The organism is uncultured Salinibacterium sp., from assembly GCF_963974405.1.
In the GTDB taxonomy this organism is placed as follows: domain Bacteria; phylum Actinomycetota; class Actinomycetes; order Actinomycetales; family Microbacteriaceae; genus Rhodoglobus.
On sequence record NZ_CAXBBH010000001.1, the window covers coordinates 1,346,937 to 1,369,087 of the forward strand.

The following is a 22,151-nucleotide window of genomic DNA, read 5'->3' on the forward strand; positions in this document are numbered from 1 at the left end:
TACGCCTGTTACGCCGCAACCCCATACTTTTTCATGGAGGTCTCGACAATGGTGAGACCCTCGAGCCCCGGCATGCGAGAAATGTGCTCATCGAGCTTGCGGATTTCGCGCAAACCCTCCTCTCCCGAGAAGAGGTGCCCCATCACATGGGTGACTTCTTCGGCCGGCATAATGCTCGAACCGACAGGCCCCCACGCGCCCTTTAGGGCGAAGCGGGCGAGCACTTGAGCCTTCTTGCTCTTCGCTAAACGTTCGCGCGCTTGAGTTGCATAGAAAGCCACGTGCCTGGCTTCTTGCTTCGCGATACGGCGGAGCAGTTCTGACAGAACCGGATGCTTTTCCATGTCAGCAAGCCGGTTGTACGCGGCAACAGCCGACCACTCATTCGCGGCACCCCAAATCATGTGCACGGCGATGAAGTCTTTGCCGATCACGTTGCCGAGAAGCGATTGCTTGATGGGATCGAGGCGGTCTTTCCACCCGAGCTTGAGGCGAGTGGCTTTGAGCTCGTCATAGTCGAGAGTGACATCGTGAGCGCCGAGCACTTTGGAGAGGGCTTCTCCGTGCCAGAACTCTTCTCGGTTCCACATCGTCATGAAGGCGCTGACGTCCACTTCTTTGTGAGAGGGAGTGACGAGCAGGTCGCGCAGGTAGCAGACCGTGTGGTACTCAACATCCGCCATGTAGCGCAAGCTTCGTAGCGTTGCGTCGGGCAGCGGAGTGCGCTCGAACTCGGTGAAGTCGAGGTCACCCCACTGCACCTTCTTCGAGGTGGAGGTGTAGCGATCAATATCAAATGCCATGAGGTGTGGGAACTAGCTCGACGGTGTCGAGTTCTGTTCCTCTCCTTCCGTGTTCGCACCGGCCGCGGCGCGGGGTCGCGGGATGCGGGTGTTGGGGGAGCGGCGCTTCCAGTCGAGCACATTCCAGCGCTTCTCTTGAGCGTGCTTGTACAGGTTGACGTCGGGGTTCACTGCGTTAGCGTTTCCGAGCAGTTGGAGCCACCGCAGGTCGGCGTGACTATCGCCATAGCCGTAGGACTGGCTGAGGTTGAAGCCGTGTTGGTCGGCGTAGTGCAGTAGCCACGCTGCTCGCGCCTCATCAACAAGTGGTGGATCTGCGAGGAAGCCCGTGAGAACACCGTTGCGTTCGTGCATGCGCCCGGCAATCACCTCGTCGAAGTACGGCAAGAAAGGGGTCACGACGAGATCCATTGTGCCTGTCACAAGAATGGTGCGGTGACCGGCATCGCGATGTTCCTGAACGCGACGCAAGGCATCCGGCATGACGCGACGCATCATGGCCCGACCAAAGCTGCCGCGCACCATCCGCTCGATTTCCGCGATCTTGAAGCCCTCGTAGCGACGCATGAAGGTGCGGATGAACTCGCCGCGGTCACGACGCTCAGCGCGCAAGTATTTACGCAACGAGAACGTGAAATCAGCGAGATCATGAACGACCTTGGAACGGGGAACCGTTCCACCCCACAACAGCAAGTACTGCTTGACGAGGTTGGAATCGACCACGGTGCCTTCGAGGTCAAAGACAGCGACAACATCGGTGCGTTGGGGCAACTTCTTTGCCGAGCGTGCCTTCGCCGCTGGGCGGTTCGCGAACGCGCGCGTGAGCGTTGTAATGGCGGGAAAATGAACCTTCTGGAAGTAGTCTTCCCACTGAATATCAGTGACGTCGAAACGTGCGCTCTCGGCAGTCTGCTCGGGCAGCGCGGCCAATAGCTCGCGAGTGCTCGCATCGTCGAAAATGATCTCGGTCTGCACGTACGCGCGATACAGGTTCGTGAATCCGCGCAACACCTCAAGTTGATGCTGGCCGCTCTTGACCTCATCAAGCCAGCGCCTGGTGCGCGGAGTCGTCGGTAGCTTCGCGATAACGCCCTCGGCTCGTGCCGCCTGGCGCTCTCGCTTCACGAGCGCCTTTTCAACGCGCTGGCCGCCAGGGAATCGCCAGAGTGGAACGCTGATCTCGCCGTCTTCGGCAGGCAATGGGTTCGCCGTGAAGTAAGCGTTAACGTTGTCGTACATGCGGTGGAACGGCAGGGGATTACTGGCGCCAGAGCTCACGTGGTAATACTTCGGAGCGGCAGGGTCAGCCTTCGTCGCGGCCGCCGCGAGAGTGGCGTTGACCACAAAGTCAACAGGGATGACATCGAGCACCGAGTCGGGAAGTCCAGGAAAATCGGGTAATTGGCCCCGGCCGTACGCCAGAATCAGCGGGTCGGCGACTTTGAAACCATCGATCCACCCCGGGAACGGATGCCGAAGCGCACTCTCAATAATCGACGGTCGAACAACCGAAAGCCGGTGTCCCGCCTGCGCCCACATCTCCTCGGCGACACGCTCGGCAAAGGCCTTAGTGAGCGTGTAAACATCGGTCCAGCCGAGGCTCTCGGCGCGCATGCGGCCATAATCGACGAGTCGATCGTGAACCCACTCTGCTCGAGCTGCCTCGGTGAACTGTGCGACAGCTTGCGGACCGGCTTTACCGTGGCGTGCCTTCGCTGCCGTCAATTGAGCGCGCAGCGCTTCGGGCTGGCGCGATTCAAACTCAACACGACTGCGTGCCGTACGCGCGGCCTCATACTCAGCTCGCCAATCGACATCGTGAATGAGAGATGCTTCGGGAACGATTCCCTTACGGATGCCGCCAACGTACGCAGTCGAAACGTGCACAACGTGCGGCCGCGACTTGCTCGCCAAGAGAGCGGAGTAGATGCCCGTTGCTCCGCCCACGTTGGTGTCGAACGCTTCGTCGATGGGCGGATCGAACGAGACCGTAGAAGCGCCGTGGATGACGACATCGATGTCATCGGGAAGGGTGCCGACATCCGTGAGGCTGCCTTCAATCACGGTGACACGGCGTGCGACGTGAGCGAGCGCTTCGTCTTTGCCGACCGTCTCCATCCACTGCGAGAAAACAGGCTTGCGCATGAGATTGGTCAGTCGACCTTCGCCGGTAGTTGAGCCTTTGCCTCGCACCAAAATCGAGATACGGGTGTCGGGGTGGCTCGACAGGAGTCGCTCAAGAATGGCTTGACCGACGAACCCTGTAGCTCCGGTGAGGAAGACGTGTTCGTTAGTGAGGGGCGTGATGGTCGTCATACGGCGGCTGCCCTTGTCATGAGGTTGAGGTTGGTCTGCCCGTCGAGGGAATCAACGAGTTCGTCAAGGTGCTGGATGGTTTCTGGTGCGCTGCTGAAAAGATAATCAAAGAAGAACTGAGTATTGGTGCGCGGTTCTGCGCGGGCACCGATGGGCCAGGGCGTCTTTGCGAGTCGTTTGCGGGTGACTTTTTGGGCACGGACTGATTCGGCAAGACGGTGACGCGCCTGTGCCTCGAAGAACTCCAGCTGCCGCGCCTTCGTGGCGAGAATGCGGCCGACTGTGTCAGTGAGTTGCTCGTGAGGGTCAAGCTCGACCAGTCGGCGATAGGCGGCCTGCATGAGCCACTCGTCTACCGTGCCGAGAGAGGTGTGAACCGCGATCATGGGGAGTCCCACAATGTTGGCAACGATGGACTCACGAATGGTTCGCTCAACCGGGGTGCGAAAAGGGGCGCGATCGGCATCCGCTCCGTCATGGGCGCGGATGATCTGGTCGAGAGCATCAGCGATCCAATACTTTTCGAAAGCCCAGGTAATAAGGAACGCGGTAACCCGCGAATCTTTGTGAGTAGCCGTGACGAGAACACTGCGCAAATGCGTCATCGTGCCCCGTTCAACCACTTGGAGATACCGCAAAGTGCGCAGCGTCTCTGGAGTGAGTGGCGCCGCTTCGTAGGCCTCAAGATTGAGGTCGTCACGATAGCTCGCTTGGGCTGAGTCGGCATACGCTCGCACGTCAAAATGCGCGGCGGGGACCGACATGTCGTCGAGAGCAACCTCAAGACTCTTGGACATCGTTCTCCTCTGCTCCAGACAGTGTTGGCGTGGCGAGTTTCATCAATTCTAGGTGCGACTCTGACGCACAATCACAATCGTTGCGGGAGGCGTGCCGTAGTCTTGGCGACATGGCAACAGCGCTTATAACCGGCGGCACTTCGGGGATCGGTGCCGAATTCGCGCTCCAGTTGGCGCAGTCGGGCACCGATATTGTGATTGTCGCTCGTGACGAGAAGCGCCTACTCGCAACGGCGACACAACTACATGCCGAGTACGGCATCACGGTAGAAACCATCAGCGCCGACCTCGCCGTGCGCGATGATGTGATGCGTATCGCAGAGCGGCTGACTGACGATTCACGCCCGATCGACATCTTCATCAATAACGCCGGATTCGGCGTGCACGCTCGGCTCACTGCCGAAGCCGACCTGCCCGTGCACGAGCATGCCTTCGACGTCATGTGCCGGGCGGTGCTCATTCTGGGCGGGGCTGCGGCACGAGGGATGCGAGCGCGCGGCTCAGGGTCGATTATCAACCTGTCGAGCATCGCTGGACTAGTGACGATGGGCTCGTACTCCGCGATCAAAGCGTGGGTCGCCTCATATAGCCAAGGACTCTCGGTAGAACTGCGCAATACGGCAGTGACTGCGACGGCGCTCATGCCGGGCTGGGTTGTCACGGAGTTCCACGAGCGGGCGGGCATCCGCACCTCTTCTATCCCCGACTTTATGTGGATGGATGCCGCGACCCTCGTAAGAGGCGCGTTGCGCGATGCGGCACGCGGCAAAGTAATTTCCATACCTACTGTTCGGTACCGAGTCATCGGGTGGTTTGCTCGACATCTGCCGAGACGCACAATTCGCTGGATCTCTGCCAAGATTTCTTCAAGCCGAAGTGACGAGGGCTCCGAATCACGTGGCGTGAAGGATACGACTAAGAAATGATCCGTGGTTTTGACCGTTTTACCTCGGCACCGGTGGCGAGTGTTCGGTTCATAGCGCAACGAGGGCTACTCAAACCCCTCGTGTGGTCGCTCGTACGTGTGCGAGTGCACGGTAGCGAACATATCGAGAGCTTTGACGGGCCCTTTATTGCCGTCGCTAACCACTCAAGCCACCTTGATGCTCCGCTTATTATTGGCGCTCTTCCCCGCAAACGAGCGCGATACCTTGCTGCCGGGGCCGCTGCGGACTACTTCTTCGAAGTCTGGTGGCGAAAGTGGCTGACAACGCTGTTCTTCAACGCCTTCGCGATTGAACGCAATGCCGAGGGTAAGCGCGTGGGATCCTCGCGGGCCCTGCTCGAACGGGGCGTTCCTCTCCTCATCTTTCCGGAGGGAGGACGAACTCGAGAGGGCGCGTTGACGCGCTTTAAACCGGGGGCGGCGGCACTGTCTATTGCGACTTCCGCGCCATGTTTGCCCATTGCTCTTGTTGGCGCCTCCGCAGCAATGCCTCGAGGCTACAACTGGCCAAAGCGAGGCCGCTTGCCCGTCACGGTAGTCTGTGGCGAATTGATGTACCGCTCTGGTTCCGAGACACCCGAAGAATTTTCTACCCGACTGTCTGACGCTGTTCGTCAGCTTCACGAGACGGTTCAACCAATGCCACGCTCATCGCCGAAGGGAATCAAATGACTGCTGTCAAACACATGAAGTGGTGGGGCTGGGGCAACGAGGGTGTGGGATTCCACCACGAGGACAAGCCCGGATTCGCTCCCTTCGTGGAGTACGCGGTCGGTCTCGACCTTGGTTCGGCCACTCGCGCTGGCGAGCCGTCGTTTGATGATCTGAACGTGCCGAAGAGCAAAGCCACGGCAGCCTTCATCTCACAACTGGCCGGCATCGTTGGCGACGACAACGTCACTCGCGACGACATGGTGCGCGTCATTCACACCTACGGCAAGAGCCTGCGCGACCTCGTGCGCATCCGCAGCAATGCGATCGAACGCAGCCCTGACGTTGTCATCTACCCAGCCGATGAAGCTGAAGTGCAAGCGATCGTGGATGCGGCTGTTGCCGCCAACGCGGTCATCATTCCTTTCGGTGGCGGCAGCAACATCGCGGGCAGCCTTGAGCCGATGCCCGCAGAGAAGCGCGTTGTCATCTCGCTCGACCTCGGACGTTTGCGAAAGGTCATTTCCGTAGACAAGGCGGCGGGGCTTGCGCGAATCCAAGCCGGCGCCCAGGGGCCCGACCTCGAGGAGCAGCTCAATGCTCAGGGCTGGACGATCGGTCACTTCCCCGACAGCTTCACACACTCGACGGTCGGCGGGTGGGTTGCTACCCGATCGTCGGGAATGCAATCAGACAAGTACGGCGACATCGCCGACATCACTCGTGGACTTCGAGTTGTGCGCCCCGGTGGCGTGCTCGTGTTGCGCCCTCTGCCGAGTACCTCAAGCGGTCCGAGCGTGCGAGAGATGATTCTGGGCAGCGAAGGTCGTCTCGGAGTCATTACCGAAGTAACGGTGCAGGTACACCGGATTCCCGAGAAGCGTGATGTCTACGCGTACTTCTTCCCAAACTGGCAAGCGGGAATCGCCGCGATGCAAGCCATCGCTGAGTCGGATGCGACACCATCCATCACACGCATATCTGACGCGAAAGAGACGGGTTTCTCACTCGCAACGAGCAAGACGCGCACTGGCTTTAGCAAGTTCTCTGCCGAGACTGCACTGCCGAACCTCATGAAGGCCAAGGGGTGGAATCTCGACGACATTTGTCTCTCGTTCATCGGCTTCGAAGGAGAAACTTCACACGCGAAACGTCAGAAGAGTCTCGTTGACAAGATCGTGAGCAAGCACGGGGGAATGGGCGTCGGCAAGGGGCCGGGCATCCTCTACGACCAGAAAAAATTCGACACTCCCTACCTGCGGGACTTCTTGCTCGACATGGGCGCCGCTGGTGATGTCTCTGAGACGGCAACCCCCTGGTCGTCGGTAGTGAAGCTCCACGCCGCAGCCCACAAAGCAGCGCAAGATGCCTACGATTCGCTCGGCACTAAGGGCTGGATCATGTCGCACATGTCGCACTCGTATCACTCGGGAGCGTGTCTCTACTTCACTTTTGCGTTCACATTTGGTGACGACCCTATGGGCGAATACGACACCGTCAAGCGCGCCATTCAACAGTCGTTCGTCGACAACGATGGCACCATTTCACACCACCACGGAGTCGGTGTTGAACATTCTCCGTGGCTTGAGGAAGACATCTCTACTGAGGGCGTGAAGGTCATGCAGGGACTCTTTGACTCTGCTGACCCTGGGCACATGTTCAACCCTGGCAAGGTCACACCGGCGAAGAAAGCACCAGCGGCGAAGAAGGCCCCAGCGGCGAAGAAGACCCCACCGGCGAAGAAAGCCCCACCGGCGAAGAAAGCCCCAGCGGCGAAGAAAGCCCCAGCGGCGAAGAAGGCCCCAGCGAAGGCTAGTCCGAAGAAGTAGCACGAGGGCGCGGCGCCGGTGGCGGCGGCACCTCTTTGGCCGCGATCACCCGCGCCAGCTCGATCGTTTCGAGCCCGCGGGCGGTCGCGACTACACAATGAGTGTCATCGGCGAGATGAAAATAGCCAAGAGAGTCGGTGGCGCGCCCATCGTCAATGAGGTGTCGCACGACGACGCGTGTTCCGCTTGTCGTGGCGCGAAGAAAATCTGCCGGCGTCACCATGAGCTCTTGTCGTAGTCCTTCAAGAAGATGCCGAACAGATCTTCGCCGTCCTCGCCGCGCACGATGGGGTCGTAGACACGGGCCGCACCGTCGACGAGGTCGAGCGGCGCATGAAAGCCTTCCTCTGCCAACCGCACTTTCGTCGGGTGGGGGCGTTCATCCGTGATCCATCCAGTGTCAACGCTCGTCATGAGAATGCCGTCGCTCTCAAACATCTCGCGTGCGCTCGTGCGAGTGAGCATGTTCACGGCCGCTTTAGCCATATTGGTGTGCGGATGCCCCGGCCCCTTGTAGCCCCGGCCGAACACGCCCTCCATCGCCGACACGTTCACAATGTACTTGCGTCGTGACGCGGAGGCAGCCATCGATGGACGTAGCTTGGAGATTAAGACGAACGGTGCTGTGGTGTTGGCGAGTTGAACTTCGAGCATTTCGAGCGGATCAACCTGGTCGACGTGCTGCGTCCACGAATTGATCGAATCGAGGTCGGGGACAAGCCCACCGGCATCAATCGCGGTGCCAGCAGCAAGCCGTTCGAGCGAGCTTGAACCGGCGGTCATGGCTTGCTCGGTGAGCTCTTCTGCACGAGTGGCCGCCGCAGCCAAAATGGGGTGAGCTGATACAGACTGGGCGAGCGCCTGCGGGTGCGGGTCGTTCGTGTGGCCGAAGGTCACGAGCTCGGGCAGCGGGCCGTCGGGCAGGGGAGCGAGCTCGCCGTCGACGAGAGGCTGGTACGCGCCAGGGGAGCGACGCACGGTCTGCGTTGCATTGTTGATCAGGATGTCGAGCGGGCCCTGAGCCGCGACGGACTCGGCGAGGCCGATGACCTGTGCGGGGTCGCGGAGGTCGATTCCGACGACGCGCAAGCGGTGCAGCCAGTCTGCCGAATCGGGCAGGCTCGAGAAGCGGCGAACGGCATCCCGAGGAAAGCGGGTCGTGATGGTGGTGTGGGCGCCATCCCGCAGCAGTCGCAACGCGATATACATGCCGATCTTGGCGCGACCGCCGGTGAGCAGGGCGCGCTTGCCACTGAGATCGGTGCGCGCGTCTCGCTTAGCGTGATTGAACGCCGCGCAACTCGGGCAGAGCTGGTGATAGAACGCGTCGACAGTGGTGTACGGCTGCTTGCAGATATAACAGGGGCGCGCTTTGATGAGTTCGCCTGCCGTCGGCGCCGTTGTGCTCGTCGAAATGGGGATGCCGCGAGTTTCGTCATCGATGCGGTCTGCTGCACCGGTGGCGGTCGCTGCGATGACGTCACGGTCGGCGTCAGCGATTGCGGCCCGTTTCTCGAGACGGCGCTCCTTCTTCACCGCTTTGAACATCGCTGCCGTCGCGCGGCGTACTGTCACAAAGTCGGGGTGCTCTTCATCCATGCCTACCATCTGGCCCAGCACCTTCAGCGCAATGTCGAGCTCTGCAGGGTCAAGGCCGCTCGGGGCGTGGTCGGGGGTGTCAGAAGAGTTAGGCACACCAGATTCTACCCGCGCTACTGATCTTCTCGTGCCTTGGATGGCTAGTACTGGCTCTATGCTGGCGACATGATCCTCAGCGTCGTGCTCGCCCTTGCGGGCTCCGTGTTCTACGGCGTCTCTGATTTCTTTGGCGGGCTGAGCACACGTCGTTTGCGGGTGGTTCCCGCCACCACGATCATCCATGTGTTCGCAACGCTGTCGTTGCTTATGGCAATGCTCTTTGTTCCGGTCAGTTTCGAGCCGGGAGCGTTGCTCTGGGGCAGTATCGCCGGGGTCAGTGCGATCGTCGGTCTCCTCACGTTCTACGCGGCTCTCGCAGATGGCCCCATGAGCCTGGTGGCACCTCTTATCGCTGTTATCGGCGCGATTGTGCCCGTCGCTTTCGCCGTGCTCACGGGCGAGCAACTGCCGGTTCAAGCGTGGATCGCTATCGTGCTTGCTCTCATCAGCGCGCTACTGGTCTCCGTCACGCGGTCGGATGCTGCACTGCGGGTGCGGCCGCGCACGGTTGTTGTCAGCATCGTTTCCGGTCTCGGGCTCGGTAGTGCCCTCATCGCTCTCGACCATGCGCCAGAGTCAGCGGGGCTCGCAACGGCGGTAGTGGAGATTCTCGTCGGTCTCGCCGCCATGCTCGTATTGCTTGCTCTGACACGTCTCAGTGTTCCGCTGCGCCACTTCTTCGCCCAGTTTGATCATCAACCCGAGGGCGGTCCGGTCGTGAGCGTTGGCCGGGCACGCATCCTCGCGGCCTTCGGTGGCGTACTCGTGGGGGCATCCAATGCCTTTGTGCTCTTCGCGCTGCAAGCGGGCAGTCTGGCGGTCGTCTCAGTGCTTGTGAGTCTCTATCCGCTCGCGACGATAGTGCTGGCGCGCTTCACGCTTCACGAGAAAGTCAGTCGAGTGCAGTTGCTCGGCATGGTGCTTGCTCTCGTGGCGTCGGTAATGCTCGCCCTGAGCTAACTCCCTGCATCCGGCGTGCTCTGAGGTGTCGAGACCCCGCTACGGTGGAACAATGCCCTCACTTCTGGACGCGCTTCCGACGCCCTTTGACGCAGACGCAACCTATGACGCTTTCGTGGGCTGGGCATCCGATCGTGGTCTGACTCTGTACCCTGCGCAAGATGAAGCCGTTATCGAGCTTGTTTCTGGCGCGAACGTCATTCTCTCCACTCCCACCGGTACAGGAAAGTCCCTCGTGGCGATCGCCGCCCACGCGATTGCTTTGGCTCAAGGGCAGCGCACGTTTTACACGGCACCGATCAAGGCGCTCGTGAGTGAAAAGTTCTTTGCCCTTGTCGACGTGTTCGGTGCAGAGAACGTGGGCATGGTTACGGGCGACTCTTCCGTGAACGCGGATGCTCCGATTATTTGTTGCACGGCAGAAATTCTTGCCAACCTCGCGCTCCGCGAGGGAGCGGATGCGCGGGTCGATCAGGTCGTCATGGACGAGTTTCACTTCTACGCTGATCCCGACCGCGGCTGGGCCTGGCAGGTTCCACTGCTGACGCTACCCAAGGTGCAGTTCGTGCTTATGTCGGCGACGCTCGGAGACATGCAGCCACTGGCGGATGATCTGAGCCGCCGCACTGGCCGCGAAACAAGCCTCATCACGGGTGTCGAGCGTCCCGTGCCCTTGCACTACTCGTGGGCGCTTACCCCTATTCACGAAACCGTCGAAGAGCTGCTCTCGACAGGGCAGTCACCGATCTACATCGTGCACTTTTCGCAAGCTGCTGCGCTTGAGCGCGCTCAAGCCATGACGAGCATCAAGGTCATCTCGCGAGAGCAGCGCGACGAGATTGCTGAAGCGATTGGTGACTTCCGATTCACCACGGTGTTCGGCAAGACTTTGTCGCGACTCATTCGCTCGGGTATCGGAGTCCATCACGCGGGGATGCTGCCGAAGTATCGGCGACTCGTCGAGCAACTTGCCCAGCGGGGATTGCTGCGAGTGATCTGTGGAACCGACACCCTCGGCGTGGGGATCAACGTGCCCATCCGCACGGTTCTGCTGACACAGCTCACGAAGTACGACGGAACTCGGATGCGTCAACTCACTGCTCGCGAGTTTCACCAGATCGCCGGTCGAGCCGGTCGCGCGGGTTTCGACACGGCGGGCACAGTTGTCGCGCAAGCACCCGAACACGAATCGGAGAACGCGAAACTCGTCGCGAAAGCGGGAGACGACCCCAAGAAGATCCGCAAGATTGTTCGCAAAAAGCCACCCGAGGGATTCGTGACCTGGAGCGAAACCAGCTTCGAACGGATGATCGCCGCTGAGCCCGAGCAACTCAGTAGCAACATGCGCATGAATCACGCCATGATCCTCAACGTGATCGCCCGCGGGGGAGACGTCTTCTCCAACGTGCGCACACTCGTCGAAGATAACCACGAACCCCGGCATAAGCAGCGCGAGCTCGCGAAGCAGGCGCTCGCGATCTACCGCACGCTGCGCACAGCGGAGATTGTCGAAGAGCATCGGGTCTCCGACACTGTTGTCGTCGACGGCGAAGAAGTCGAGAGCTTCGACGAGCGGATCGAGATTCGCCTCACCGTCGAGTTGCAGGCGAACTTTGCGCTCAACCAGCCGCTCTCACCCTTCGCTGTTGCATCGTTCGATCTGCTCGACCGAGAGTCGCCCAGCTATGCGCTCGACATGATCTCGGTACTTGAAGCGACCTTGGATGACCCGCGCCCGATCCTGTCGCAACAACAGTTCATGGCTCGCGGTGAAGCGGTCGCGGCGATGAAAGCCGAGGGGATCGAATACGACCAGCGCATGGAACTGCTCGACGAGGTCACGTGGCCGAAGCCTCTCGAAGAATTGCTTGATGCGGCCTTCGACATGTATCGCGCGAGTCAGCCATGGATCGGCGACTTTGCTCTGAGCCCCAAGAGCGTCGTGCGTGATCTCTACGAGCGCGCCATGACGTTCGCCGATTTCGTGGGTTTCTATGGGCTTGCCCGCAGCGAAGGTCTCGTGCTTCGGTACCTCTCCGACGCCTACCGCGCCACTCGCCAGACCATTCCGGATGACGCCAAGACAGACGAACTTCTCGACCTCATCGAATGGCTCGGCGAACTCGTGCGCCAGGTCGATTCGAGTCTCATCGATGAGTGGGAGGCTATGACGAACGGGGCCGATAGCGCCAGCAGTAATGAGCCCGTGTTGCCGCCGACCCCGGCATCCGTCGTGACGAACGCGCGGGCCTTCCGCGTACTCGTGCGCAATGAGATGTTCCGCCGCGTGCAGCTTGCGGCGCGTGACGACGCGGTCGCGCTTGGCGAGTTGGATGCCGCAGCAGGCTTCGATGAGCAGGCATGGGGTGAGGCGCTCGACCGTTACTTTGACGAGCACGACACCATCTCCACGTCGGGTGACGCGCGCGGTCCAGCGATGATTGCTATCACCGAGGAGCCAGGTCAGTGGCACGTTCGGCAAATTATCGAGGACCCTGCCGGAGATCACGACTGGTCGATCAATGCCACGGTCGATCTCGCCGAGTCTGCCGCCGAGGGGGTCGCTGTCGTGCGTGTCACGGGGTTGAGTCGGCTCGACTAATGACAGTCAGCTTGGCCGGGCATATCTCGCGGCCGGCGGGTGTTGAATAGCTGTATGACCCGCGATCAACGTTTCGTCCTGACCATCGCGATTGTGGCTTCGTTTGTCGCTTTTCTCGATGGGTCTGTGATTAATGTTGCGTTGCCCGCAATCAGCTCTGAGCTCGGCGGTGGACTGAGCACTCAACAGTGGGTCGTCGATGCCTATTTGATCACCCTCGGCTCCCTGATCTTGCTCGCGGGCTCTCTCTCCGATGTGTTCGGTCGCATTGTGATTCTGCGGATTGGGCTGATCGGTTTTGGCGTGGCATCGCTGCTCATCGCTGTCGCCCCGACTCCGGAACTACTGATCGTTATGCGTGGAGCGCAAGGTATCGCCGGGGCGCTCCTAGTGCCGAGTTCGCTCGCGTTGATCATGTCCACTTTCCGGGGCGCGGCTCAAGCCCACGCGATCGGTCAGTGGACGGCGTGGACGAGCGCGGCGTTCATCGTGGGCCCCGTGCTCGGTGGTGCTTTTGTCGACCTGCTGAGCTGGCGTCTCGTGTTTGCCATCAACGTCATACCTATCGCGATTGCGCTCTGGCTGCTCGTGAGACTCGGTCATCGTGACGAGCGAAAAGTAAACACTCGCATTGATTTCATTGGCGCAGGTCTGGGGATTGTCGGTCTTGGCGGCCCCGTCTTCGCGCTTATCGAGCAGGGGAATCTGGGCTGGGATAGCCCCGCTGTCTATGGCCCCCTCGCTGTCGGCATCCTCAGTTTTGTCGCGTTCATCGTGTGGCAGAGCAAGGCGGCTCAACCGATGCTGCCGCTTGAACTGTTTCGTCGGCGTAATTTCAGCATGGGCAACATTGCAACGTTCTTCATCTACGGAGCGCTGGCTCTCGGCGGATTCATTGTGGTCGTGTATTTGCAGGAAGTGGCGGGTTACTCGGCGACCTTCGCGGGAATCGCCTTCTTGCCTTCCTCCCTCGGCATTATTGTGCTCTCGTCGTACTTTGGCCGGTTGAGCGGCAAGTATGGGCCGCGACTCTTTATGACGCTCGGCCCTTTTCTCGGCGGTGTCGGCTACGTGACCTTCCTGCGGATGGGCGAGTCCGTGAACTACTTCACTGAAGTACTTCCGGGAGTGCTCTTATTCTCTGTCGGACTCTCCATGACCGTCGCGCCGCTCACATCCGCAATTCTGGGCGCCATCTCGGCGGAGCAGGCAGGTATCGGTTCGGCGGTAAATAATGCTGTTTCTCGCATTGCGGGGCTTGTTACGGTGGCGCTTATCGGCGTTATTGCGGTGGGACCGCTGTCGCCAGAGAACTTCCATCGCGTTGTCATAGTCACCGCTGCGTTGCTCTTCGCGGGGGCGCTCGCCTCGTTGCTCGGCATCCGCAACCCCGCTGCTACCGAAGAAGAGGCCGTGGAGGCCGCTCCACCACTGGCGTAGCGGAGCTCTAGCTCAGTCCGGGCGCTGAGAGCAGCAAGAGCGCAACATTGATGACCGCGGCGGCGATGGTGAGGCGGAACAGCATCCGTTCAAGGCGGCCACTCACCACGAGAACTACGCTCACGCTAGCGATGGTGGCTGTCGCCGCGAACCCGATGAGCGCCAGAACGCTCGGAGTCGTGCCGGGGCCGAAAACGACAGCAGCACTCGCGCCGATGAGTCCGAGTGCTATGACGACCGCGGAGACACGAGCCCCCAACACATGCGGAAGCCCGCGCACGCCGGTGTCGGAGTCATCGGCAAGGTCAGGGAGCACATTGCTGAAGTGAGCGGCCACTCCCAATAGCGCAGCAGCCGTCATCGACCACGGTGCGGCAAGCCGCGGCGCGTCGGACGCCAGAGTCACGATGGCGGGCAGCGAGCCAAAACCGACAACGTACGGCACTACTGAGGCCAGTGTCGACTTCAACCCAAGGTTGTAGACCCAGCCGCTTGCGAGAAAAATCCCATGGGCAACGGCTGCTAGCGGTCCAAGCGCGAGCGAGAGAACGATGGATGTCGCAGCCAACCCCAGCGCGACAACCGCCCCTGTCGTCACGGAGACATCGCCGCTCGCGAGAGGCTTATCGGTGCGGCCGGAGGAACGGTCCCGGTCAGCGTCGAGCACATCGTTAGAGATGCCCACCGAAAGCTGATTGGCCACGATGGCAAGGGTCACAAGCGCAATGCGCCACCCTTCGAGTCCGTAACCCCAGGCAAGAGCGAGAACAATGGCAGTCACAGCCAGTGTGGGGCCCGGGTGAGACGACCGAAGGAGGGCGCGAAACATGGGCCAAGAGTAGCCGGTGATTCGCGTCGTGACGGGACTCTCAGCCGTGGTGTTCTATGTTGATCTTGTGAGTGAAGTTTTTGATTCTTCGGTGCTTGCCGCCAAGCTGCCTGGCGCGTGGACTCTTCGAGCGACCAATTTTCCGATGTGGGTTGACGGAACGCGGCACAATCCGGAGTTTAGCTACGAGTCCGTGGAAGGCGATGAGCTGACATTGACCGACACAGTGAGCTACACGACTCGTACCGGTGAAGTGAAAACGATCATCGGCACCGACCGCTTGCGGGGTGACGAATTTGTGTGGCGGGGCCAAGGCTGGCTGAAGGTTCTCACCAGTCACTGGCAGGTCGTGGGGGCCGATGACAACTTTGACACCATGGTGTTGCGGTTTTCCAAGTCGCGACTTACTCCGGCGGGAATAGACGTGCTCACGCGCGTTGACTCTGACGTTCCCGCCGTGCGGTCGGCGGTGGCGCATGCCACCGACAAGTTTGGACTGAGCGCTGAGGATTTCGCGTCGCTCACCTGGCTGTTATAGGGAGACTTCTCCGATGCCGGGTACGATCGCTGCATGACGATCGCACGACGAATTCCGGCGTTCATCGGTGTTGTGCTCGCCTTCATGATGTTGGCCGGATGCACAACCGGCCGGAATCCCGAGATCGTGCCGGCTCCCACTTTTGCGGCTAGGCCGCCCGTGGAGAAGCTTGATCCTGTAGCGCAATATGCGAGTGATCGCCTTTCTACTATGTCGCTCCGTCACAAAGTGATGAGCATGCTCATGGTGCATGTTCCCGGAGTTTCTCCTGCTGCGCGGTTAGGGCCAGATCTTGAGGGAGCCGGCGGTTTCATCGTCATGGGCGACAACATCCCGAGCAGCTTGAGCCAATTGCGAACGGATACAGCTGCGCTCAGCGATGAAGCGGGACTTCCTGTGCTCGTCGCGACCGATCAGGAGGGTGGAATCGTTCGTCGTGTACCTACAGACGATGCCGCTTCTGCCTATGAACTTCGTTCGCAGTCACCGAGTGCATCCTTTGAGGCGTTCGCTCAACGTGGGGCATTACTCAAGTCAGTAGGGGTGTCGGTGAACTTCGGTATTGTCGCGGACATCGCGAGTGACACGTCGAGCTTCATCTATGACCGCTCGTTCGGAGCGACCGGACGGGATGCTGGCGCGCGGGTTGCTCAGGCTGTGCAGGGTGAGTCGATGGTGCTCTCCACTCTCAAGCACTTTCCCGGGCACGGTGCTGCTGCTGGCGACTCGCATTCGAGCATCCCAACGACGTCGTTGTCGTTTGCTGATTGGCAGTCGACTCACGCGGTTCCTTTTGAGGAGGGCATCGCCGCGGGAGCGCCGTTGGTCATGTTCGGCCATTTGACGTTCACCGCAGTGGATTCTGAGCCGGCGACATTCTCAAGCCGCTGGCATGAGATTCTGCGCGAAGATCTCGGGTTTGACGGCATAGTGATCACTGATGACATGGGCATGCTTGAACGCTCAGGAGTTGCGGAGTACGCCGATCAGACCGCGAATGCTGTCCGCGCGATTGAGGCAGGAAACACCATGTTGCTCTACGTCGGAGCAGTCGATACGGCGGCCATTGTTGCTGCCGTCGAGCAAGCTATTGACGACGGCACACTTGACGAGGCTGTCATCGATGACGCTGCGCTGCGGCTGCTCGAGTTGCGGCGTGAAATCTCGGGGGAGACGGGGCGATTTGTGCGCTGTCTCGCTGAGTGCGCGGCGATCGTTGGCTAGCTAGCCGTTGTCAGTGTTGCCGACGATTTCTTCGTGGACTCGGCGCACATCTTCGAGCAGTGATCCAATCAGAATCCAGTGTTGCGGATGTGGCGTCAGCACGGTGAGGGGTGCGGTGAGCGCGAGCAATTCCTGAGTGGGAGGCGCGGCCTCTCGTTCATTCGGCGAACGACCGCGCAGGCGCAGGTCGTGAGCGGCTCGCTCTAATTCGCGCGCAATTGACAGCACCACGGGGTCGGAGACGAGATTGGTGTCGTAGCGATCGTGGATCGCTCGCGCCATCCCGAGCGTTCGCGTCACGAGTACGGTGAGCATCGCAAAGAGCTCGGTGTCACGCCTGAGCAGTCGGTGATGTTTGCTCTTTCGGGGATTCAACGTGAGGCTGTTTGCGCCCTGACGTAGCGCGGTGCCAGCAGCATCGCGCAGATCGCGCAAGTGACGCGCCTCCTCAAGAAGCGTGCGTAACTGAGCGTCGGTCTGCGGCTGGCGCAGCGATACGGCGAGCGACTCGAGGGTTGCTGCGGTGCGCTTTGTGAGCGTGGCGACGGCCGCGTGGGCAGGGCTCACAATGACGGGAGCGACAATCGCGAGGTTCACGATGAGGCCGATCATGGCACCGATAATCGTTTCGATTATTCGCTCAACCGCATAGCCAGCATTCTGGCCGCCCAGTGCAAGCACGAGCATCGCGCTAATCGGGATCTGGTTCGCCGAGCCGGGGCTGAGTTTCAACAACCAGGCGACGAGAACCGCGATGATGATGACGCCCAGGATCACCCAGCTTTGATCACCAAACAGTTGACCAGCACCGAGCGCGACAACGACGCCGGCAACGACACCAATGCTGCGCTCGAGACCTTTCTCGATCGACTGTGTGACGCTCGGCTGCACGACGAGTAGTGCCGCGATCGCAGCAAAGATGGGGAGAGGTTCTTGCAGGGCGAATCCGGCGACGAGCCACGCAATGACCGCTGCTACAGATGTTTTGAGCACCTGTAGCAGCGGTGAACGACGCGCAATGACAAGCGTCGCAAAAAACTTCACTGCGGGTTCTTTGCTTTCGAGATCGCGTCTGCCGCTCGAACGAGAGCCAAGTGGCTCAGTGCTTGCGGAGTATTACCCGCCTGGCGCTCGTTGACGGTGTCGTATTCCTCGCTGATGAGCCCGACATCGTTCGCAAAACCTACGAGTCGGTCCATGAGTACCGTGGCGTCGCTTACTCTGCCGGAGGATGCGTATTGTTCAACCAGCCAGAACGAGCAGGTCAGGAAGGGGTTCTCGCCGTCGGGCAGGCCATCCACTCCGCTCTCGGTGCGGTAGCGCAACACGAGACCGTCCTGCAGGAGTTCGTCTTCGATCGCAGCAACAGTGCTGAGCATCCGGGGGTCGTCTGCCTTGAGATAACCCACCTGAGGGAGTTGCAAAAGCGAGGCATCGACACCGGAGCCGCCGTAGTACTGCGTGTACGTTCCGCGTTCGGCATCCCAACCGTCGCGTTCGATTTCTTGGCGAATCTCTTCGCGGATGCCGATCCAATTCTCAACGGGACCTTCAAGCCCGAACTCTTCCACGGCTGTGATCGCGCAGTCCATCGCTGCCCACAGCATCACTCGAGAGTGCGTGAAGTGGCGCTCCGGTCCGCGAATCTCCCAGATACCGTTGTCCGGACGGTTCCAGTTGTCTTCGACGTAACTCATCAGCGCCCGTTGCAGTGGCCACGAGAAGTCGTTCTCATGAACGCCGGAGCGACGGGCCGCTTGGAGGGCGATCATGACTTCGCCAAAGACGTCGCCTTGGAACTGGTCGAACGCACCGTTGCCGACGCGAACCGGCGACGCTCCTTCGTAGCCGGGCAGCGAGGTGAGCTCCCGCTCTTCCAGCCATCGCTCGCCCGAGAGTCCGTACATGATCTGCACGTCGGCAGGGTCTCCTGCGATCGCCCGCAACAGCCAACGGCGCCAGGCTTCTGCCTCTGCGACGTAGCCGTGATCCAGCAAGACGTGCAGGGTGAGCGCAGCGTCGCGAAGCCAGACGTAGCGGTAGTCCCAGTTGCGGCTCCCGCCAAACCACTCCGGCAAACTCGTCGTCGCTGCGGCAACAATGCCACCGGTGTCTTCGTGCGTGAGAGCGCGAAGAACCAGCAGCGAGCGCTTCACGATCTCGCGGTACTCCTCGGTCGGCTCGCAGTGTGCAGCCCAGTTGAGCCACCACTTGCTTGTCGATTCAAGAACGGAATCCACGTCAACGTCGGCTGGCGGGTTGCGGTGTGCGGGGTACCACGTCATCGTGAGGTCGCGGGTTTCGCCTTCGCTGATCGTGAAGTCGCCGCGGTGAGTGTGGTCGGCAGAATGCATTTCGATACCGCGAGCGACAATCGCATCAGGGCCAGCCACAGCGATGATCGCGTGGCCGCCAGCTTCAGGTGCCTGATGCAACCACGGTAGCGCGGTCGCGTAGCCGAACCGAATGAGCAGTTCGGTATACATCGATACGGTTCCGCGCACACCACGAATGCGGCGAACAACATCGGCGCGGCGGTTGCCATGGGGCATGAAGTCAATTACTTCGACCTCACCCTCCTCCGTGACCCACGTCGTGACGAGGATGAAGGTGTTGGTCTGATATTTGCGAGTCACGGTGACTGTTGCCGGGGCATCCACACTCGCCCTCGGGGCAACGAGCCAGCGGCCGTGGTCTTCGTTGCCGAGCAGCGCTCCGAACATCGACGCGGAGTCGAATCGCGGAAAGCAGAGCCAGTCAATGCTCCCGTCGATTCCAACGAGGGCAGCAGTCTGACAGTCGCCGATGAGGGCATAGTCTTCGATTGGTAACGCCATTACTCAATCATTGCAGCGTCGCGGGCCCTGTTCCTGTACATCGCCGCATCGTGCACGAAATTTAACAAATCAATGTGGCGCTAGTCGTTGATCAAACCCAGCTCGCGCAGTTCAATCGCCAAGCGGGCGCCGTCTGGTGCGTACCGCCACGGAACGGATGATTCGCTCTCACGCTCGGCGGTTTTGCTGCGGCCACCGGCGAGCACTGCCTCACCGGTTGAGAGCTGGCGGATGGCGACAGCGGCGACGTTCTCCGGGTGGCTGGCGACGAATTCGCCGTAGATCTCTTCGTCATGTTGCCCGTCGTCACCAACGAGCAACCACTTCACGTGAGGAAACTCCGAAGCGAGGCGCCGAAGGTTTGCCCGTTTGTGCTCGGCACCGCTGCGGAACCAGCGATCATGGGTCGGCCCCCAGTCAGTGAGCAGCATGGCTCCACGGGGATAGAGGTTTCGCCGCAAGAACCGGGTCAGCGTTGGCGCGACATTCCACGCTCCCGTCGACAGGTATACAACGGGAGAGTGCGGATTGGCGCGCGTGATGCGGTCGTAAAGGACCGCCATTCCGGCGACGGGGCGTCGCGCGTGCTCGTCGAGCACGAAAGTGTTCCACGCGGCGAGCAACGGTCGGGGGAGTGCCGTGACCATGACGGTATCGTCCACGTCGGAAATGATTCCAAAGTTGGCTGCCGGATCAACCACAAAGATGTGAGCCGTCGTAGGGTCGGAGCCCGCTGAATCGAGAGTGGCTGTCTGCCAACCTGGTGCCATCTCGACGTCGATTTGTTCATCAATTACTCCGCCACGGCCCGGAGTCAATTGCACTTGAGCGTCGCCAATCGTGACTGTAACGACTTCCGAGTTCACCGGAATGCTGAAGAAACTCCGCCAGCCGCGCACTTTCTCCGCGCGCTTCTTTGAGGCTTCAGTGCCGCGAGTCAGTACTACACGACACAGGATGCGAGCCCAGCCCTCCGTCGCATAGCTACTGAAAGGGATAATCGTCGTGGTGAGTCCGCGCTTGCGGCCGCGGCGTTCACGCCAACGATGGAACGCATCCTCGATTCTGGCGGCTCGATGAAGAATCTCACCCGCCGTCGGGCCAGGAGCATGGGACTTACGGGTTCGAGCCATTACTCCAGCCTAGGGTGCCTCGAGCGGGGCGCGCGCGCATTGCAGGTTTCGCTGTGACCTTAGCTCTGGGGTTCAGCACGCAATTGTTCACTCAGTGCGGCTGAAGCAGTCACCGTGGCATCAACGAGAAGGCGGTCACCGCGAACGCGGGGATCAGTCCATTCATCGATCGCGTCACGCGAGAGAATCACGGGCATCCGGTCATGGATCTCAGCAAGTGCCCCAATTGCTTGCTGCGTCAACATGGTGGTCGTCAGGCGCCAGCGCGCGGGGTCTGTAGGGTCTGCCGCGGGGTCTTTCCACCACGAATACAAGCCAGCGAAGTAGATGAGCCCCTCACGGGGCGCGATGTAGTGCGGCACTGGAACGGGGCCTGATTTTTGGGTTTCGAAGTAGCCGATGGCAGGTAGAACGGCACGCTGGCTGACAACGGCGGTGCGAAAAGTCGGCTTCTCGGTCACGGTCTCACTTCGCGCGTTGAAGGTGGGGTACTTGGCGCGAAGCACCGGAGAGTATGGCGGAGTAAACCACCACTGGGCGAGCGCAGCTCGCGGAATCAGCTCAGATTGTGGATCATCGCGATCCTCGAGCGTCTTCAGCAGGATCGGTACCTGGTCAGTCGGTCGAACGATCGGAGTCGCGAGCCAATCTGCTTGCCATTCCTCGGGCGGTCGACCGGTAGCGGTAACAAACGCGGTGATCATCTCATTCACCGTGTCATCCATTGCAAATCGACCGCACATATGACAATTTTACGGCTTCTTATCGAAAAAAGTGAGCTTCTACTCGACGTAGAACAAGCGTTCTAAAGGTTAGGATTGATCAGACACCAGAAGGGGGCCATTGTGTCCGCACAAACTACAACCCGCGACACCGCGACTGAACCAGCAGTCTCGCTTCGTAATGAGCCAGTGCAAGCACGTAGCACTGCCCGTTTGACCGCATTGCTTGATGCAGCAGCATCCATCGTCGACGAGGTCGGCATTGAGCGGCTCACCACCGCTATGGTTGCAGAACGCGCAGGCGCGTCGATCGGCACCGTCTACCGCTATTTCCCCGACCGCATCGTTTTGCTGCAGGCTCTGGGATCTCGCAACTTCGAGCGGGTCATGGCACGTATCGTTGACGCTATCGATGACCCCGCCAACGAGAACTGGCGCGATGCACTCCGCACTGCTTTCGCGTCGGTGATTGACGCTTACCGCACCGAACCCGGTTTCCGCGGTCTTCGGGTCGGCGACCAGCTCGACCTCCGTCCGCTGCCGAATGGCCGCACTCACAAGTCGTTGGTTGCCGAGCGAATCGTCGAAGCTTTGGCTGCGCGATTCGGCGTTGAGAACTCACAAGCGACTCGTTTCACTCTTGAGGCTGGCCTCGAAATGAGCGATGCACTCGTCGCTCGCGCGTTCTTGACGAACCCACAGGGTGATGATGATTTTATTTCGGTGAGCACCACGCACGTGGGAAGCTTCATCGCGGAGAACATCGGCTGGTAGCTCAGTTCGCTCTATGCGAACTCGTCTGAGTTATGCCCAATCGGGAATGACA

General features: G+C 60.4%; 19 protein-coding genes. 9 read left to right on the forward strand and 10 right to left on the reverse strand.

Translation table 11 applies throughout. From position 1 onward, the window contains the following. Positions 1–8: 8 nt before the first annotated feature. From AACZ26_RS06690 to AACZ26_RS06700, 3 genes are read right to left on the reverse strand one after another with little or no spacing between them, the layout of a single operon-like run. Positions 9–803, reverse strand: a complete 795-nt coding sequence (locus tag AACZ26_RS06690) for a ferritin-like domain-containing protein (protein ID WP_339620127.1) — start codon at positions 801–803, stop codon at positions 9–11. A gap of 12 nt (positions 804–815) precedes the next feature. After that, the gene (locus AACZ26_RS06695) at positions 816–3,119 is read right to left on the reverse strand and encodes an SDR family oxidoreductase (RefSeq protein ID WP_339620129.1); all 2,304 of its coding nucleotides are present in this window, start codon (positions 3,117–3,119) and stop codon (positions 816–818) included. After that, complete coding sequence (locus tag AACZ26_RS06700) at positions 3,116–3,916, reverse strand: hypothetical protein (RefSeq protein WP_339620130.1); 801 nt, start codon at positions 3,914–3,916, stop codon at positions 3,116–3,118. Before AACZ26_RS06700 ends, AACZ26_RS06695 begins: the two co-directional genes overlap by 4 nt. 110 nt (positions 3,917–4,026) lie before the next feature. On the opposite strand from AACZ26_RS06700, the gene AACZ26_RS06705 reads away from it, so the two are divergent. The 3 genes from AACZ26_RS06705 to AACZ26_RS06715 are packed head-to-tail and all read left to right on the forward strand — an operon-like array spanning position 4,027 to position 7,342. Then, the gene (locus tag AACZ26_RS06705) at positions 4,027–4,842 is read left to right on the forward strand and encodes an SDR family NAD(P)-dependent oxidoreductase (protein WP_339620131.1); all 816 of its coding nucleotides are present in this window, start codon (positions 4,027–4,029) and stop codon (positions 4,840–4,842) included. Further along, a complete protein-coding gene (locus tag AACZ26_RS06710; protein WP_339620133.1) occupies positions 4,839–5,534 on the forward strand; it encodes a lysophospholipid acyltransferase family protein in 696 nt (231 codons plus the stop codon). Before AACZ26_RS06705 ends, AACZ26_RS06710 begins: the two co-directional genes overlap by 4 nt. Beyond that, positions 5,531–7,342: an FAD-binding oxidoreductase gene (locus AACZ26_RS06715; RefSeq protein ID WP_339620135.1), complete on the forward strand. Its 1,812-nt coding sequence runs from the start codon at positions 5,531–5,533 to the stop codon at positions 7,340–7,342. The genes AACZ26_RS06710 and AACZ26_RS06715 overlap by 4 nt, the downstream gene beginning before the upstream one ends. Here the strand turns inward: AACZ26_RS06715 and AACZ26_RS06720 are convergent. Continuing rightward, positions 7,326–7,565 (reverse strand): hypothetical protein, encoded by a 240-nt coding sequence (locus AACZ26_RS06720; RefSeq protein WP_339620136.1) that lies wholly within the window; start codon positions 7,563–7,565, stop codon positions 7,326–7,328. The genes AACZ26_RS06715 and AACZ26_RS06720 overlap by 17 nt on opposite strands. Continuing rightward, positions 7,559–9,037 carry an SDR family NAD(P)-dependent oxidoreductase gene (locus tag AACZ26_RS06725; protein WP_339620138.1) on the reverse strand — a complete coding sequence of 493 codons (1,479 nt, stop codon included), beginning with the start codon at positions 9,035–9,037 and terminating at the stop codon, positions 7,559–7,561. Before AACZ26_RS06725 ends, AACZ26_RS06720 begins: the two co-directional genes overlap by 7 nt. Positions 9,038–9,106: 69 nt before the next feature. Between AACZ26_RS06725 and AACZ26_RS06730 the strand changes: the two genes are divergently transcribed. Genes AACZ26_RS06730 through AACZ26_RS06740 form a run of 3 tightly spaced genes read left to right on the forward strand, consistent with a single transcriptional unit; the run spans position 9,107 to position 14,042 of the window. Further along, positions 9,107–10,000 carry an EamA family transporter gene (locus AACZ26_RS06730; protein WP_339620140.1) on the forward strand — a complete coding sequence of 298 codons (894 nt, stop codon included), beginning with the start codon at positions 9,107–9,109 and terminating at the stop codon, positions 9,998–10,000. A 52-nt stretch (positions 10,001–10,052) separates the two neighbouring features. Further along, complete coding sequence (locus AACZ26_RS06735; protein WP_339620142.1) at positions 10,053–12,602, forward strand: DUF3516 domain-containing protein; 2,550 nt, start codon at positions 10,053–10,055, stop codon at positions 12,600–12,602. A gap of 54 nt (positions 12,603–12,656) precedes the next feature. Beyond that, positions 12,657–14,042, forward strand: a complete 1,386-nt coding sequence (locus AACZ26_RS06740) for an MFS transporter (protein WP_339620144.1) — start codon at positions 12,657–12,659, stop codon at positions 14,040–14,042. A 7-nt stretch (positions 14,043–14,049) separates the two neighbouring features. Here the strand turns inward: AACZ26_RS06740 and AACZ26_RS06745 are convergent, their stop codons facing one another. Beyond that, complete coding sequence (locus AACZ26_RS06745) at positions 14,050–14,871, reverse strand: UbiA family prenyltransferase (RefSeq protein WP_339620146.1); 822 nt, start codon at positions 14,869–14,871, stop codon at positions 14,050–14,052. A 28-nt stretch (positions 14,872–14,899) separates the two neighbouring features. Between AACZ26_RS06745 and AACZ26_RS06750 the strand changes: the two genes are divergently transcribed. Both AACZ26_RS06750 and AACZ26_RS06755 read left to right on the forward strand, forming a co-directional pair. Beyond that, positions 14,900–15,409, forward strand: coding sequence for a hypothetical protein (locus tag AACZ26_RS06750; protein WP_339620147.1), 510 nt, complete (start codon positions 14,900–14,902; stop codon positions 15,407–15,409). Between the two features lie 33 nt (positions 15,410–15,442). Next, complete coding sequence (locus AACZ26_RS06755; protein WP_339620149.1) at positions 15,443–16,633, forward strand: glycoside hydrolase family 3 N-terminal domain-containing protein; 1,191 nt, start codon at positions 15,443–15,445, stop codon at positions 16,631–16,633. Here the strand turns inward: AACZ26_RS06755 and AACZ26_RS06760 are convergent, their stop codons facing one another. The 4 genes from AACZ26_RS06760 to AACZ26_RS06775 all read right to left on the reverse strand — a co-directional run bounded on the left by AACZ26_RS06760 (position 16,634) and on the right by AACZ26_RS06775 (position 21,346). Next, the gene (locus tag AACZ26_RS06760) at positions 16,634–17,677 is read right to left on the reverse strand and encodes an FUSC family protein (RefSeq protein WP_339620150.1); all 1,044 of its coding nucleotides are present in this window, start codon (positions 17,675–17,677) and stop codon (positions 16,634–16,636) included. It lies immediately after the preceding gene. After that, on the reverse strand, positions 17,674–19,470 hold the full coding sequence (locus AACZ26_RS06765) for a glycoside hydrolase family 15 protein (protein ID WP_339620152.1): 1,797 nt from the start codon (positions 19,468–19,470) through the stop codon (positions 17,674–17,676). The genes AACZ26_RS06760 and AACZ26_RS06765 overlap by 4 nt, the downstream gene beginning before the upstream one ends. An 80-nt stretch (positions 19,471–19,550) precedes the next feature. Next, the gene (locus AACZ26_RS06770; protein ID WP_339620153.1) at positions 19,551–20,603 is read right to left on the reverse strand and encodes a phosphatase domain-containing protein; all 1,053 of its coding nucleotides are present in this window, start codon (positions 20,601–20,603) and stop codon (positions 19,551–19,553) included. A gap of 59 nt (positions 20,604–20,662) precedes the next feature. Further along, positions 20,663–21,346 carry an SOS response-associated peptidase gene (locus AACZ26_RS06775; protein WP_339620154.1) on the reverse strand — a complete coding sequence of 228 codons (684 nt, stop codon included), beginning with the start codon at positions 21,344–21,346 and terminating at the stop codon, positions 20,663–20,665. A 102-nt stretch (positions 21,347–21,448) separates the two neighbouring features. Between AACZ26_RS06775 and AACZ26_RS06780 the strand changes: the two genes are divergently transcribed. Continuing rightward, positions 21,449–22,099 carry a TetR/AcrR family transcriptional regulator gene (locus AACZ26_RS06780; protein ID WP_339620155.1) on the forward strand — a complete coding sequence of 217 codons (651 nt, stop codon included), beginning with the start codon at positions 21,449–21,451 and terminating at the stop codon, positions 22,097–22,099. Positions 22,100–22,151: the final 52 nt, after the last annotated feature.